This is a genomic window from Bordetella genomosp. 11 (genome assembly GCF_002261215.1).
In the GTDB taxonomy this organism is placed as follows: Bacteria; Pseudomonadota; Gammaproteobacteria; order Burkholderiales; family Burkholderiaceae_B; genus Bordetella_C.
On record NZ_NEVS01000004.1, the window covers coordinates 1,641,587 to 1,656,182 of the forward strand.

Consider the following 14,596-nt stretch of genomic DNA (forward strand, 5'->3'; position numbering starts at 1 on the left):
CATGCCATACCGGGCGGGCCGCGCCGCGCCATTTACGCCGCGCGGCGCTGGCGCGCGCCGCGTGTTTCCACCGGCGCGGGGCCGTGCCTGCGCCTGAGCAAGGGCAGCAGTGCGTCCAGGCTGCGGGTATTGACGACATCCGCGGCGGTCAGCCAGGCGCGACGCGCCTGGTCCACGCCGAAGCGCATGCAGGCGAAATCGTGCACCGAATGCGCATCGCTGGATATGGCGAGCCTGGCGCCTTTGCTGCGCGCCATGTGCGCATGGACATCGTTCAGGTCCAGCCGGCCCGGCTGCGCGTTCATCTCCAGGATGCATCCCGAATGGGCGGCCGCCGAAGTGATGCGATCCATGTCCAGCGCGCAGGGCTCGCGTTCGCCGATCAGGCGCGCGGTGGGATGCGCCAGGATGGACACGTACGGATGGCGCATGGCGCGCAGCACGCGTTCGGTCTGCGCCTCGCGCGGCAGGTCGAGGAAGGAATGGACGGCCGCCACGACAAGGTCCAGGCGCGAAAGGATGGAATCGGGAAGATCCAGGCTGCCGTCCTTCAGGATATCGACTTCGATGCCCTTCAGGATACGGAACCCGCTGAACGATGCGTTCAGCGCATCGATCTCGCGGATCTGCCGCGCCACGTCGGCGGGGCGCAGGCCATGCGCCATCGCCACGCGCCGGCTGTGATCGGTCAAGGCCATGTAGGCGTAGCCGCGCGCGCGCGCCGCGGCGGCCATCTCGGCGATGCCGGCGGTGCCGTCCGTCCAGTCCGAATGCACGTGCAGATCGCCGCGCAGGTCCTCGAGCGCGACCAGGCGCGGCAGCGAGCGGGACTGCGCCAGCGCGATTTCTCCGCGGTCCTCGCGCATCTCGGGCGGAATATACGCCATGCCCAGCGCCTCGTAGACGCCCTCTTCGGTGGCGCCGGCGATGCGCGCGCTATCCTGGTCGAACAGCCCGTATTCGTTCAGCTTCCAGCCTTGCCGGCTGGCCAGCGCGCGCAAGGCGATGTTGTGGGCCTTGGAGCCGGTGAAGTACAGCAGCGCGGCGCCGTAGCTTTCGCCGGGCACCGCGCGGGCGTCGACCTGCAGCCCGGAGCGCAGGACGACGGTCGTGCGCGACGGGCCGTGGGCCAGGACCTCGGCCACGTTTTCATAGGCGATCAGCCGGTCGCCCACCGCCGCGCCATGCGCGGAGGTGACGAGGATATCCAGATCCCCCACGGTGTCGCGCCGCCGTCGATAGCTACCCGCGATCACGACCCGCCCGTTGCCGCGCAAATGCGCGGCCAGGGCTTCGGCTTCCTCCTCGGCGACCGACAGCTTGAAACGCTGCTCGGCCACCGGCTGCTCCAGGGCCTTGGCCAGCTTGCTTTGCACGGCCGCGCCCAGTCCGCGCACGTCGCGCAGTTGCCCGGCCTTCACGGCCCGCCGCAGATCGTCCAGCGTGCGGATATGCAAGGTATCGCACAGCAGTTTCACGCGCTTGGGGCCCAGCCCGGGAAGCGCCACCATTTTGCCGACGTCGCCCGGCATCGCCTGCGCGAACCGGTCGAGCACATCGAAATGCCCGGTCTTCACGATGGCGGCGATCCTGGCGGCCAGGTCCTTGCCGATGCCCGGCAGCTCGGACAGCGCCTGGCCCTCGGCGATCATCGCCCCGACGTTGCGCGGCAGGCTGTCCACGGTACGCGCCGCCCGCCGATAGGCCCGCGCCCGGAAGGGATTCTCGCCCGACACTTCCAGCAGGTCGGCCAGCTGGTCGAACATGGCGGCGATTTCACTGTTTTGAACCGGCATGGCGGACTCCTGCGGATGGGCGCGGTCAGGCTTGGAACGGCGCATGACCGCGGATGGCATCGGGTGTTCAGGCATCGGAACGGGCGATCCAAGCGTCGCCGACCTTGACATAGGCACGCTTGACGGCCGCCCACGCGATGCGGTGCGCCGCCTCTTCCTGGCGCGGGTCGCCGGCATGGGCCAAGTAGGCATGGTTGAAGGCCGCCCGGTAGATGTCCTGGCCGTGGCCGGGCAAGGCGTGCCGTACCGGTGGAGGCAGATCCGCGTTGGTTGCATAGGGCATGATGTGCCTCCATCGAAGCCGCGCCTGATGTCACAGCATAGACAGCCGGCACGCCGGTCCGTCTTGACGCACGTCAAGGCGCCGCTCGACGTCCCACCTAAGATGGTCTTCCGACGCTTCACCGATGGTGATGCCATGACGGACGATGCCGAGCTCTCCGACCTGGTCTTTCGCGACCGCTACGCCCTGCCCGGCGAAGCCAGCCGGGCGGCGACTTTCCAGCGCGTCGCCGCGGCGCTGGCCGCCGTGGAAAAGGCATCGCAACGGCACGGCTACGCCGCGCTCTACGCCTATCACTTCATGCGCGGCGCCATCGGCGCCGGACGCATCATGGCCAACGCCGGCACCGCGCGCAACGGCACGATGGTGAACTGTTTCGTGCAGCCGGCCGCGATGCCGGGCCTGCCCTTCCCGGCCGCCGTCGATCCCGCGCTGGACCGCGCGGTACGGACCCTGGCGATGGGCGGCGGCATCGGCTACGACTTCACGCCGGTACCGCCGAAGAACGCCACGCACGGCGGCCCGTGCGGCGTCATCGACCGCTATGACGCCGTTTGCCGCGCCCAGCTCCATCCCGATGGCCGGCCCGGCGCGCAGATGGCGGTGCTGGCCTGCGACCACCCGGACCTGCTGGAGTACATCGATGCCAAGCAAGGAAGGCGGCGGTGGCAGACCTTCAACGTATCCGTGGCCGCCACCGATGCGTTCCTGGGCGCGGTGGAGCGCGACGAGGCCTGGACCCTGCGCCATCCGTCGCCGCCGGTATCCGTAGCAGGCATGGCCGGCGCGGCGCCCGATGACGACGGCCGCCGGCCGCATGCCACGGTGCCGGCGCGCGAGGTGTGGGACAGGCTGACCCGCGCCGCCTGGCACAGCGGCGAGCCCGGCATCCTGTTCGTCGATACGATCAATGCGGCAAACAATCTGCACGCCATCGAGACGCTGCGGGCCACGAATCCGTGCGGAGAGCAGCCGCTGCCGCCCTATGGCAGCTGCGTGCTGGGACCGATCAACGTGTCGCGCTACGTGCACTATCCCTTCGGCCTGAGCGCGCGCGCCGTGTACGACTTCGTCGAACTGGGCCGCCGGGTCCGCGTGCAGGTCCGGCTGCTGGACAATGTGCTGGACCTGACGCGATGGCCGCTGGACGAGCACGCGGCCGAGGCTCGCGCCAAGCGGCGCATCGGCATCGGCATGACGGGCCTGGGCGACGCGCTGCTCATGATGGGGCTGCGCTACGATGACGAGGCAGGCCGGACGCTTGCCGCGGAGATCGCCCGCTGCATGCGCGATCACGCCTACCTGGCCTCCGCCGAGCTGGCCGGCGAGCGCGGCGCCTTTCCCTGCTACCGGCCGGAAAGTTTCCTGGACACCGCGCCGCCACGGCCCCCTTTTCCGCCGGACGTTCTGGCCGCGATCCGCCGTCACGGGTTGCGCAACAGCCATCTACTGTCCTTCGCCCCCGCCGGCAGCGTCAGCGTCGCGTTCTTCGACAATTGCTCCAGCGGTATCGAACCGCCCTATGCCTGGCGCTATACCCGGCAGGTGCACCTTGGCCGGGAAGCGCCGCGCACCGTCGTGGCCGAGAACGCGGCCTGGCGCCTGTGGCAGCGCCTGAAAAACGGCCGTGCCGCGCCCCTGCCCGCGCATTTCCTGCAATCCGCGGAAATCCGCCCTGAAGACCATCTGGCCATGCTGACCACGCTGCAGCCCTGGGTCGATGCCGCGATTTCGAAGACGGTGCCGCTGCCGGCGAATTCCACCCCGGGCGACGTGGGCCGCCTGTTCCTGCACGCCTGGCACGCCGGCGCGAAGGGGCTGACGGTATTCCGTCCCGATCCGTCGATGCCGTCGCCGCTGGGCCCGAGCTGCCCGGGGCGGGAAACCCCGCCCGCGCAGCGGCTCTAGGCGGCGCACATCTTGACGGAGATCAAGGAACCGCGCCCCGCCCGGCGCGAAAGTATGCGAAGTCGCACTCCGTCAACCCGCCTGGAGCTACTCATGTTCAAACATCTGCTGATTCCCATCGACGGCTCCGAAGGCGCCTCGCGCGCCCTGCGGTATGCCTTGGCCCTGGCCCGCGACATGCAGGCCAAAGTGACCCTGTTCACGGCAACGGAACCCTTCCACATGCTATCGGCCGAGGCCGAGCAGATCGAACGGGTGAAGGATGAGTACGACAAATACCAGCGCGATCGCGCCCGCGGCATGCTGGAAACGGCGCGGGAATTGGCCCAGCGCGAAGGGGTGGCGTGCGATGTCGTGCAGGTCGAGCACGAGCAGCCGTACGAAGCCATTATCGAAACGGCCCGGCGAGCCAACTGCGATGTCATCGCGATGGGCTCGCACGGCTACGGCGGCGTCAAGGCGCTGGTGCTGGGCAGCGTCACCCAGAAGGTGCTGACGCACTGCTCGATACCGGTACTGGTCTACCGCTAGGAGCGGATCACGCGGCGTCGTGGGGCTCCAGCGGCAGGCGCAGCGAAACCCGCGTGCCCTGCCCGGGGATGCTGGAGACGGTCAGCTGCCCGCCGAAGTGGCGGGTACGTTCCTGCATCCCCTGGATTCCCCAGGAATGGTGGTTGGCCGGCCTGTCCGGCGCGAATCCCTTGCCATCGTCGCGAACCTCCACCGTGACGACGTCGTCCTTGGCCGCGGCATGCACCGATACCAGCGAGGCATCGGCGTGCCGCACGACGTTGGTCAGCGACTCCTGCACCACCCGGAACAGCATGATGCTGCGGTCCGGATCCACGCGCGCCTGCAGCGCGGATTCCGCGATGCTGCAATCGCATACCAGCCCGAAGCGCGATTCAACCTGTCCCGAGTACCATTCGATGGCCTCCCAGACGCCGAGCTGGTCCAGCACGCTGGGGCGCAGATCGTTGATGACCCGGCGCACGGCCTGGATCGCGTCCTCGGTCAGGCGTCCGGCTTCTTCCAGCAGGGGATCGGCCTTGGCGCCCGCCCGCACGCCGCGCTCCAGGGACACCGAAACGTGGGCCTTGATACCCGTCAGCAGGCCGCCCAGTTCGTCGTGGATTTCCTGCGCGATGCGCTTGCGTTCGCTTTCCTTGATGTTTTCCTGGTGGGCGGCCAGGCGCCGCAATGCCTCGCGCGACTCACGCAACGCTTCCTCGGCCAGTTTGCTTTGCGTGATGTCGATCAGGATGCCCTGCTGGAACAGCGGCCGCCCGGTGGAATCGCGGACCACTTCGGCCTCGTCGCGGAACCAGGATTCCCTGCCGTTCTTGCCGATCATCCGGTACTCCACGCGCAGCGGGCTGCCGTCGGCGCTGCTGCGCGCGATCGCGGCGGCTGCCTTGGCACGGTCCGCCGGATGGATGGCGGCCAGCGGCACACCGGGATCGGACAGCCATTCCTCGGCCGAAAACCCCAGCGCTTCGACCTGCGGGCTGATATAGCGCAGGGCGCCGTCGCCGTCCAGGCCACGCACATAGGTAATGGCCTGGATCTGTTCGACCAGCGTGCGGAACATCGCCTCCGCCTGCCGCTTGTCCTCCACCAGCCGCTGGGCGCGCAGCATGCGCTCGATGGCGGCCGGCAGGGCCTGCAGATAGCGCCGCTCCGTATCCTTGTACAGATAATCGCGCGCGCCGTGGCGCATCATGTCGACGGCCACGCCGGTACTGTCTTCGCCCGTCAGGACCAGCACCGGCAGGGGAACCTCGCCCGTGCCGTCGGCCAGACTGCCGAGGAATTCCAGGCCGGTCTGATCCGGCAGGCGGTAATCCAGCAAGATGCAATCGACGCGATGCGATTGCAGGTAGCGCATTGCCTCGTCGCCCGTCTCGGCCGAGGCGACCTCGAACCGGTGTACCGGATCGGCGGACAGCGCGCGACGGCATGCGATGCGATCCACCGCATCGTCCTCGACCAGCAGTACCCGGATAGTGGTGTTGCCCATGTTGGTTCGCTTTGGGAAGCGGCGCCGGCCGCCTCCCCACGGTCGATCAGGGAAGTTCGCTGATCGTCCAGTAAAGATCGATGGAGCGCATGATTTCGACGAACTGCCGGTAGTCGACCGGCTTGGCCATATAGCCGGCCACGCTCATGTTGAAGCTGTTGACCTTGTCCTGCTGCTCTTCCGAGGTGGTCAGCACGATCACCGGCAGGCGCCGCAGTTGTTCATCGGCCTTGATCACATGAAGAAACTCGATGCCGGTCATCACCGGCATATTCAGGTCCAGCAGAATGATACAGGGCCGCTCGTTGGCCGGATCGCGAAGATAGTCCAGCGCCTCTTCGCCGTTCTCGCAACGGACCAGAGGGTTGAGGACATTGATTTCCTTCAGCGCGCGCTTCACGGTCATTGCGTCGACCGTATCGTCTTCGACCAGCAATACCGGCTTGGAAGGCGTTTTCATGTATTGACTCCGGATTCGTTTATGTTCGTGTCCCCGCCCGTCATGGGCAATGTAAACAGGAATGTGGCACCGGCCCCGACCGCGGATTGCACGCAGATATCCGAACCGTACATCTCCAGGATCTTTTTGACGAGGGTCAGCCCCACGCCGGTGCTTTCAACCCGATCGCGCGGCGCCAGAGTCTGGAACAGCTGGAATATCCGCTCGTGGTGGCGCGGATCGATACCCGGGCCGTTATCGGCCACCGAGAATCGCCAGCGGCCGCCGGCCGGCTCGACGCCGATGCGTATGGTCCCCTGCGGTTTGTCCATGTAGTTGATGGCGTTGGAAATCAGGTTCTGGAAGAGCTGCTGCATGCGCGTGCGTTCGGCGACGATGACCGGCAGCGGGCGCTCGACCGTGATGCGGATATGGTCCGGGGGCGCCAGCAGGTCGATGATCTCGCGCACCAGGACGTCGAGATCCACCCGCACCCGGGCTTCCTTGATCCGCCCGATGCGCGAATACTCCAGGATGCCGTCGATCAGGCCGCTCATCCTGTGCACGCGGCCGATCAGCAGGCGCAGGTGCTCGCGCCCCTCGTCGTCCAGGCGGTCCGCGTAGTCGGCCACCAGCCAGTTCGCCAGCGAACCGATGCCGCGCAGCGGCGCCTTCAGGTCGTGCGAAACGATGTAGGCGAAGTTGGTCAGCTCCTCGTTGGCGCTGGTGACTTCGCGCAGCAGTTGCGCGTATTGCTCTTCGGCGAGTTTGCGTTGCGTGATGTCGCGGACCATGCCGGTGAACATGCGCCTGCCGGCGACGTTCATTTCCGCCACGGAAAGGTCCATCGGGAAAACGCTGCCGTCCTTGCGCATGCCGACCACTTCCCGGCCGATGCCGATGATCTTCTTCTCGCCCGTGCGCAGGTAATTCCCCAGGTATCCGTCGTGCATGTCGCGATGCGGATTGGGCATCAGCATCGACACGTTGCGGCCCAGGACTTCGGCCTCGGTGTAGCCGAAGATGCGCACGGCGGCCGGATTGAAGCGTTCGATACGCCCGCGGTCGTCGATGGTGATGATCGCGTCGACCGCGGTGTCGAAGACGGCGCGCAGCCGCGCCTCGCTATCGCGCAAGCCCTGTTCGGCCTGCTTGCGCGAGCTGATATCCCGGATGGATACCATCCAAAGCCGCAGCCCCCAATGGGTGGTCAGCGGCGATACGCATATTTCCACCGGAAACGCGCTGCCGTCGTGGCGCCGCGCCGGCAATTCGAACACCCCTGCCCGCGCTTCGCCCTTCGCCGGGCCGGGATCCTGGCCACCGGCCGTGCCGTCCAGCGCCGGCCAGTCGGGAAGCAGGACGGATATGGCGGTCCCCACGATGGCGGCGGCGGGATGGCCGAATAGCGTGGCGGCGGCGGCATTGGCCAGAACGATACTGTGCGCGGTATCCGCGATAACGATGGCTTCGGTGGCCGAACCGATCAGCCAATCCATCGTCTGGCTTTCCAATATGTGATCTTTCATTCGCCTCGTTGCGCCGGCTTGGGGTGGACTGTCGAGCGCCCGCCGAGCGGGCACATCATGCGTCACCGGCATTCTAAGCGAGACCTTGCCGATCCGTCGCGGGGCGATAAAGGATGGGGATTTCCTACTGCATATGGAGCCCGCCATTGATCGCCAGATTGGCCCCCGTTATGTAGGCGCCGTCGTCCGAGGCGACGAAGTTGACCAGCGCGGCGATTTCTTCCGGCTGGCCCAGGCGGCCCATCGGGATCAGCGGCAACACCTTGGTTTCCAGGACTTCCCTGGGCATGTCCGTCACCATCCTGGTCGCCAGATAGCCGGGCGATATGGTGTTGACGGTGACGCCATGCCTGGCCATTTCCTGGGCCAGGGACATGGTGAAACCGTGCATGCCGGCCTTGGCCGCCGCGTAGTTGGCCTGGCCGTACTGGCCGCGCTGGCCGTTGACCGAGGCGATATTGACGATGCGGCCCCATCCGTTCGTCACCATGCCGGCCAAGAGGGGCTGCGTCATGTTGAAGACGGAATCCAGGTTGGTGCGGATGACCCGGTCCCAATCCGCTTGCGCCATCTTGCGCAAGGTCGCATCCCGCGTAATGCCGGCATTGTTCACCAGGATATGGACATCGCCGACTTCCCTGCGCACGCGTTCGATACATGCCACGCAGCTGTCATAGTCGGCCACGTCGACCTGATAGGCGCTGACTTCGATGCCGTTGCGGCGATGCGCCTCCAGCCAGGCCGTGGCGTGGTCGTTGCCCGGCGACACCGTCACGACGATGCGATGGCCGGCCTGGTGAAAGCGCGAGACGATGGCCTGGCCCAGTCCTCCCATCCCCCCCGTGATCATTGCGATTCTCTGCGTCATGGCCGATCCTCCGTGGTTTGCCGGCGGGCTGCGCCATCGGCCGCCCGCATCCGGCCACACTAGACCGCGCCGGGGCACCCCGCGTTGACGTGCGTCAAGCTGGCCGGGGGCGGATGGCCCTCTTGCGCTATATCAATACGCCCGCGCCGCGGCGGCCCTAGCATCGAGCCATATCCAGATCCGCAAGGTGGCGCGATGTCCAAGGAATTGTCCCCGATGAACGAGACCGGGATTGCCGGCGCCACGGCGGCGGCGCCGCTCGCGCCATCGCGCCGGCCCGGCCGGAAAGCCCCCGCCCTGCCCGCGGCGGACGCGTCCGTCCATTGCCCGGAGCCGCCCGCCGAACCCGCGTGGCGCGGCCTGGACCGCCTGAGCCATGCCGCCGTCGCGCGCACCGTGGGCGGCGTGTCTCCGCTGGGGATCTACCTCGATTGGATGGACTGGGCCATGCACCTGGCCATTTCGCCCGGCAAGCAGCTGTCCCTGTGGCAGGCGGCCTGCCAGTCGCCGGCCGAAGCCGCCCGCCAGTTCGAGCACTACCATCGGCGGCCCGATCCGCGCTTCCGCCATGAGGACTGGAACACCTGGCCCTATGCGCAGTGGCGTTCGGCCTTCCAGCGGGTGGAAAGCAGCTGGGATGCCGCCACCCACGGCGTCAGCGGAGCCGCCCCCCATCATCAGAAGGTCATGAATTTCATCGGGCGCCAGTTGCTGGACACGATGTCGCCCAGCAATTTCTGGTTCGCCAATCCGGAAGTCCTGGAAGCCATGTCGCAGACCCAGGGCATGAGCCTGCTGCATGGCGCCAGGCGCTTCTGGACCGACGCCTGCGACCTGCTATCCGGTTGCGCTCCGGGGACCTCGGCCAGCAACCGCGAGGTCTATCGCGTCGGCAAGGAGATCGCCGCCACGCCGGGCGCGGTGATCTTCCGCAACGAGATGTTCGAACTGATCCGGTACGCGCCGCGCACCGCCGATACCTGGCGCGAGCCGGTGGTCATCGTGCCGTCCTGGCTGCTCAAGTACTACATCCTGGACCTGTCGCCCCACAATTCCCTTATCCGCTACCTGGTGGACCATGGCCATACCGTCTACGCCGTGTCATGGAAGAACCCCAAGGAGGAGGCCCGAGATTGGGGCATGGACGAGTACATCCACGACGGCCTGCTGACCGCCTTGCGGCAGTCCTCGCAGGATAGCGGGGGACGGCGCGTGCACGGGGTGGGCTATTGCCTGGGCGGCACGCTGCTGGCCATCGGGGCCGCGGCGCTGGCCCGCGAACACGAACGGCGGCCGCTATTGCGCAGCATCACCCTGCTGGCCGCGCAGACCGATTTCGAGGAACCCGGCGAACTGGGCCTGTTCATCAGCCCCAGCGGCGTCGCCTGCCTGGATGCCCTGATGTGGCAGCAGGGCTATCTGGACGGCAAGCAACTGGCCGGGGTATTCCAGCTGCTGAATTCGCGCGACCTGATCTGGTCCAAGCTGGTACGGGATTACCTGCTGGGGCACCAGTTGCAGATCACCGACATGATGACCTGGAACGCCGACATCACGCGCCTGCCCTACCGGATGCATACCGAAACCCTGCACCACCTGTACCTGAACAACGATCTGGCCGCGGGCCGGCTATGCGTGCGCGGCCAACCGGTCGCGCTGGCGGACATCCGGGTTCCCATGCTGGCGGTTGCCACGGAGCGCGACCATATCTCGCCTTGGGAATCGGTCTACAAGCTGCACCTCCTGAACCATCGCGACCTGACGTTCATCCTGTGTTCCGGCGGCCATAACGTAGGCATCGTCAGCGAGCCGGACCGGCCGCACCGCTATTTCCGCTGGAGCGTGCGCCGCGAGGGCGCGCGCTATCTGCCGCCCGAGGAATGGACCAGCCAGGCCGAGCTGGTCGAAGGGTCCTGGTGGCCGCACTGGGAAGCGTGGCTGGCCCGGCATTCCGGCGCCAGGGGACCCGCGCCCGCCTATCCCCCCGACACCGTCCTTGGAGATGCGCCCGGCGAATACGTTCTCGGCCATTAGTAGCCATCGCCGCGGCGATCCCGTTTGATGTAGGTCAATCGGCAGGCCGGCGCCACGGCCGACACTGCAAGGACTACACGGAGGACATGACATGAAAGCAGAACCGTATGACGTCGCCCATCTGGCATCCCAGGCCGTGCATTTCGTGCTGGCCTCCGGCGCCAGCGTCGACGATGCGCTGCGCGCGCTGGCGCTTGCCGAGCGCATGCTGCGCAATGCCTACGACGCCGAGCGGAACGCGGCCCCGGGGGCGGGACACGACCCCGTCGCGATCCATTGAACCGCCCGCATTGAGCCGCCCGCGTTGGGGCCGATCCGCACGCCCCGCTTCGCCGCCCCCGATCCCCCATGCCCGGCCCCGCCGGGCCCGCCCCCCCAAGGAGATTCCATGAGCTGCATTCTCGTCCCCATCGACGGCTCGGACAACGCGCTGCGGGCGCTGTCCTATGTCATCAGGCACACGAAGCAGTACGAGCCGTTGACCCTGCATCTGCTGAACGTGCAGATCCCCATCGTATCCGGCACCGTGCATCTGTTCATCGACAAGGAAACGATCCACAGATACCACCAGGAAGAAGGCGAGGCGATGCTGGCCAAGGCCAAGGCGATGCTGGACGACGCCCGTGTGCCATATACGGCGCATATCAAGGTGGGGCATATCGCGGAGACCATCGTTGCCATGGCCGAGCAGAACAAATGCGACCAGATCGTCATGGGCTCGCGCGGGCTGGGCGCGACGTCCGGACTGTGGTTGGGGTCGATCACGACCAAGACGCTGCACCTGGCGCAGATACCCGTCACCATCGTCAAGTAACCCCGGCCAGGGCCCCCTCGGGGCCCTTTCCCTGTCAGGCCACCTGCGGTATCGGCGCCGGATCCTGTCTTTCCGGCGTCCCCGCGGGCGCGTTCAGCGTGAGCGCGATGCGGATTTCCTCGCCCAGGCCATGCGGTTCGGCGATGAAGCCGCAGCGGCGAGCCAGCTCCAGCATGCCGCTGTTGTCCGCCATCACGGTGCCGACCAGCCGGCCAGTCCCCCGGCCCGAAAAATACTGGATCAGGCGTGTCATCAGCAGGGTTCCGAGACCGCGGTTCTTCAGGTCCGAGCGGACCATCAGCGCGAAGTCGGCCGATTCGTTGTCGGGATCGACGACGCCGCGAACCTCGCCCAGCATGGTCTCCTGCCCTTCGGCGCTTCGCCGGATCGCCACGAAGGCCATTTCGCGGTCGTAGTCCAGCTGCGCCATGCGGGCAAGCTCGCGATGCTGCAACTGGCGGATCATGCCGAAGAAGCGATGACGCACGTCATCCGGCGTCAGCGAAAGAAAGAAGCCGCGGTACAAGTCCTCGTCTTCCGGCCTGGCGGGCCGGATAAGTACGGTGGAGCCGCCCCACTGCGCCCACTGTTCCAGGGCCGCGGGATAGGGCAGGATCGCCAGCCTGTCGGCCGCGGCGCCGGTATGGGCGCGCACCCGCATGCGCACATCCAGGGCAATCGTGCCCTGGGCGTCCGCCAGCAAGGGATTGATGTCCAGGCTCTCGACTTCCGGCAGATCGCACATCAGCTGCGACACCTGCGTTAGCACGCGATACAGCGCTTCATGGTCGACGGCGGGCCGGTCGCGATAGCCGGCCAGCAGGCTGGCCACCCGGGTGCGCGAGACCATGTCCCGGGCCAGGGGTTCGTTCAACGGCACCAGGCCCACGGCGCGATCCGCCAGCACCTCGACGGCGGTACCGCCCTGCCCGAACAGCACCACGGGGCCGAAAACGGGGTCCACCGCCGCGCCGACGATCAATTCGTGGGCCTGCGGACGACGCACCATCTTCTGGACCATGAATCCCTCGATCGGCGCGTCGGGCCGCAGGGATGCGACCCGGCGCGTCATGGACTCGACCGCCAGGCGCACGTGGCCCGCGGTGTCCAGGTCCAGCGCCACGCCACCGACGTCCGACTTATGGGAAATCGCCGGCGACAGGATCTTCACCACGACGGGAAAGCCCAGTTCCTCCGCGTGCGCGGCGGCCTGGCTGGCATCGCGGGCGATGCGCGTTTCGAGGACAGGGATGCCGTAGGCCGCGAGTACCGCCTTCGCCTCGGCGTCCGGCAGCAGGGTCTGCCCTTGCGCCAGCGCGCCGGCGACGACGGTCCTGGCCAGGTCCACATTGCGGTTTTCCGCGCGGCCGTCCTGCGACGGCGTTTCCATCAGCAGTGCCTGGTTGCGCCGATACTGCACGGCGTGCATGAACGCGCCTACGGCCTGTTCCGGCGTGTCGTAAGTGGGGATACCGGCCTTGCGGAAGCGCCTGCGCGCATGCGCCACGGCGTCGCCGCCCAGCCAGGCCGCGAATACATTGCGCGGCGCCCCCACGATATGCGGCTGCATGGCCGCCGCGATGTCCTCGCTGGAGACGATGGCGGTCGGCGCATGGATGAACAATACCGCGTCGCTGCCGTGGTCGCGCTGCAGGATATCGATGGTATCGACATATCGGCTGACCGGCGCGTCGCCGACGATATCGACCGGATTCGCATGCGACCATGTGGCGGGCAGCACCGCGTCCAGGGCTTGCAGGGTGGATGCTTCCAGGCTGGCGAGCTTGCCGCCGCCGAGCACCAGCGCGTCGGTCGCCATGACGCCCGCGCCGCCGCCGTTGGTCATGATGGCCAGGCGGTCGCCGCGCAGCGGCCGTGCGCGCGCCAGGGTCTCTACCGCATCGAACAGCTCGTCCGTGGTGTCCACGCGCAGCATGCCCGCGCGGCGGATGGCGGCGTCGTACACCAGGTCGGAGCCGGCCAGCGCGCCGGTATGCGTGGCCGCCGCGCGCGCGCCTTCGGGCACCCGGCCCGACTTGATCACGACCACGGGCTTGTTGCGCGCGGCGCGCCGGGCCGCCGACATGAATTTGCGCGCCGCGGTCACCGATTCGACATACAGCAGGATGGCGTTGGCTTCGGGGCTGTCGGCCAGGTAGTCGAGCAGGTCTCCCAGATCGACATCGGCGCTATCGCCCAGCGTGACGAAGTGCGAAAAGCCGATGTTCCGGCTGTTGGACCAATCCAGCACCGCCGTGGCCAGCGCGCCGGATTGCGACACGAAGGCCAGCCGCCCGGGCAGCGCCATCGTGGGGGCGAAACTGGCGTTCAGTCCCAGGCCGGGTGTCAGCATGCCCAGGCAGTTCGGGCCCAGGATGCGCAGCAGGTGCGGCCGCGCGGCGTCCAGCATGGCCTGGCGCAGATCGGGCTGCCCCGCGCCACCCTGCGCGGAAAGCCCGGCACTCAGCACGATGGCGGCCTTGGTGCCCTTGGCGCCCAGTTGCGCGATCAGGCCCGGAACGCTGGCCGCCGGCGTGCACAGAATGGCCAGGTCCGGCGCGGCCGGCAGTTCCGCGATCTCGCGGTGGCACGGTACGCCGCGCACCACGCAGTACTTGGGATTGACCGCGTAGATAGCGCCGCCGTAGCCGCCCTCGAGCAGATTGGAAAAGACCCGCGCGCCGACGGAATACGGCTGTTCCGATGCACCGACCACCGCCACCGAAGTGGGGTGGAAGAGCGCCCTTAGATTCCTGATGCTCATCTTGTATTCCTCTCCGGACCCGATCCAGGCGGACAGACCGTTGGTCGCCCGCCGGTTCGACCCACCCTCCCGCTTCATGGGCCTACCTTCGCGCATAGGCCGCCGGGCGGTGTTGATCCAGGTCAACGACGCCGACCGTTC

General features: G+C 67.5%; 12 protein-coding genes. 5 read left to right on the forward strand and 7 right to left on the reverse strand.

Going from position 1 to position 14,596, the window contains the following annotated elements; all coding sequences use genetic code 11:
• Positions 1 to 32: 32 nt before the first annotated feature.
• Positions 33 to 1,796, reverse strand: coding sequence for a DNA polymerase/3'-5' exonuclease PolX (polX, locus tag CAL28_RS15035; protein ID WP_094844640.1), 1,764 nt, complete (start codon positions 1,794 to 1,796; stop codon positions 33 to 35).
• A 67-nt stretch (positions 1,797 to 1,863) separates the two neighbouring features.
• Positions 1,864 to 2,079 (reverse strand): ChaB family protein, encoded by a 216-nt coding sequence (locus CAL28_RS15040; protein ID WP_094842123.1) that lies wholly within the window; start codon positions 2,077 to 2,079, stop codon positions 1,864 to 1,866.
• 135 nt (positions 2,080 to 2,214) lie between these two features.
• Here CAL28_RS15040 and CAL28_RS15045 point away from each other — a divergent pair, with 135 nt between their 5' ends.
• Both CAL28_RS15045 and CAL28_RS15050 read left to right on the forward strand, forming a co-directional pair.
• Positions 2,215 to 3,987, forward strand: a complete 1,773-nt coding sequence (locus tag CAL28_RS15045; protein ID WP_094844641.1) for an adenosylcobalamin-dependent ribonucleoside-diphosphate reductase — start codon at positions 2,215 to 2,217, stop codon at positions 3,985 to 3,987.
• Between the two features lie 93 nt (positions 3,988 to 4,080).
• Positions 4,081 to 4,518, forward strand: coding sequence for a universal stress protein (locus CAL28_RS15050; RefSeq protein ID WP_094842124.1), 438 nt, complete (start codon positions 4,081 to 4,083; stop codon positions 4,516 to 4,518).
• Positions 4,519 to 4,525: 7 nt separating this feature from the next.
• Here CAL28_RS15050 and CAL28_RS15055 read toward each other — a convergent pair whose 3' ends face one another.
• The 4 genes from CAL28_RS15055 to phbB form a co-directional block, all read right to left on the reverse strand.
• Positions 4,526 to 6,007 (reverse strand): hybrid sensor histidine kinase/response regulator, encoded by a 1,482-nt coding sequence (locus CAL28_RS15055; protein WP_094842125.1) that lies wholly within the window; start codon positions 6,005 to 6,007, stop codon positions 4,526 to 4,528.
• 46 nt (positions 6,008 to 6,053) lie between these two features.
• Positions 6,054 to 6,467, reverse strand: coding sequence for a response regulator (locus CAL28_RS15060; RefSeq protein WP_094842126.1), 414 nt, complete (start codon positions 6,465 to 6,467; stop codon positions 6,054 to 6,056).
• A complete protein-coding gene (locus CAL28_RS15065) occupies positions 6,464 to 7,975 on the reverse strand; it encodes a sensor histidine kinase (protein ID WP_094842127.1) in 1,512 nt (503 codons plus the stop codon). Before CAL28_RS15065 ends, CAL28_RS15060 begins: the two co-directional genes overlap by 4 nt.
• Before the next feature lie 124 nt (positions 7,976 to 8,099).
• On the reverse strand, positions 8,100 to 8,843 hold the full coding sequence (gene phbB, locus CAL28_RS15070) for an acetoacetyl-CoA reductase (RefSeq protein WP_094842128.1): 744 nt from the start codon (positions 8,841 to 8,843) through the stop codon (positions 8,100 to 8,102).
• A 195-nt stretch (positions 8,844 to 9,038) separates the two neighbouring features.
• Here phbB and CAL28_RS15075 point away from each other — a divergent pair, with 195 nt between their 5' ends.
• From CAL28_RS15075 to CAL28_RS15085, 3 genes are all read left to right on the forward strand, one after another.
• Positions 9,039 to 10,877, forward strand: coding sequence for a PHA/PHB synthase family protein (locus CAL28_RS15075; RefSeq protein WP_254926137.1), 1,839 nt, complete (start codon positions 9,039 to 9,041; stop codon positions 10,875 to 10,877).
• A gap of 91 nt (positions 10,878 to 10,968) precedes the next feature.
• Positions 10,969 to 11,157, forward strand: coding sequence for a hypothetical protein (locus tag CAL28_RS15080; RefSeq protein ID WP_094842130.1), 189 nt, complete (start codon positions 10,969 to 10,971; stop codon positions 11,155 to 11,157).
• Between the two features lie 108 nt (positions 11,158 to 11,265).
• Positions 11,266 to 11,691, forward strand: coding sequence for a universal stress protein (locus CAL28_RS15085; RefSeq protein ID WP_094842131.1), 426 nt, complete (start codon positions 11,266 to 11,268; stop codon positions 11,689 to 11,691).
• 34 nt (positions 11,692 to 11,725) lie between these two features.
• On the opposite strand, the gene CAL28_RS15090 is transcribed toward CAL28_RS15085, so the two are convergent.
• Positions 11,726 to 14,455 carry a bifunctional acetate--CoA ligase family protein/GNAT family N-acetyltransferase gene (locus CAL28_RS15090; protein WP_094842132.1) on the reverse strand — a complete coding sequence of 910 codons (2,730 nt, stop codon included), beginning with the start codon at positions 14,453 to 14,455 and terminating at the stop codon, positions 11,726 to 11,728.
• Positions 14,456 to 14,596: the final 141 nt, after the last annotated feature.

Bases quoted from the DNA above. Each gene is read 5' to 3' on its own strand.
- polX (WP_094844640.1), bottom strand. From the start codon at position 1,796: ATGCCGGTTCAAAACAGTGAAATCGCCGCCATGTTCGACCAGCTGGCC.
- CAL28_RS15085 (WP_094842131.1), top strand. From the start codon at position 11,266: ATGAGCTGCATTCTCGTCCCCATCGACGGCTCGGACAACGCGCTGCGG.
- CAL28_RS15075 (WP_254926137.1), top strand. From the start codon at position 9,039: ATGTCCAAGGAATTGTCCCCGATGAACGAGACCGGGATTGCCGGCGCC.
- phbB (WP_094842128.1), bottom strand. From the start codon at position 8,843: ATGACGCAGAGAATCGCAATGATCACGGGGGGGATGGGAGGACTGGGC.
- CAL28_RS15090 (WP_094842132.1), bottom strand. From the start codon at position 14,455: ATGAGCATCAGGAATCTAAGGGCGCTCTTCCACCCCACTTCGGTGGCG.
- CAL28_RS15065 (WP_094842127.1), bottom strand. From the start codon at position 7,975: ATGAAAGATCACATATTGGAAAGCCAGACGATGGATTGGCTGATCGGT.
- CAL28_RS15040 (WP_094842123.1), bottom strand. From the start codon at position 2,079: ATGCCCTATGCAACCAACGCGGATCTGCCTCCACCGGTACGGCACGCC.
- CAL28_RS15045 (WP_094844641.1), top strand. From the start codon at position 2,215: ATGACGGACGATGCCGAGCTCTCCGACCTGGTCTTTCGCGACCGCTAC.
- CAL28_RS15055 (WP_094842125.1), bottom strand. From the start codon at position 6,007: ATGGGCAACACCACTATCCGGGTACTGCTGGTCGAGGACGATGCGGTG.
- CAL28_RS15080 (WP_094842130.1), top strand. From the start codon at position 10,969: ATGAAAGCAGAACCGTATGACGTCGCCCATCTGGCATCCCAGGCCGTG.
- CAL28_RS15050 (WP_094842124.1), top strand. From the start codon at position 4,081: ATGTTCAAACATCTGCTGATTCCCATCGACGGCTCCGAAGGCGCCTCG.
- CAL28_RS15060 (WP_094842126.1), bottom strand. From the start codon at position 6,467: ATGAAAACGCCTTCCAAGCCGGTATTGCTGGTCGAAGACGATACGGTC.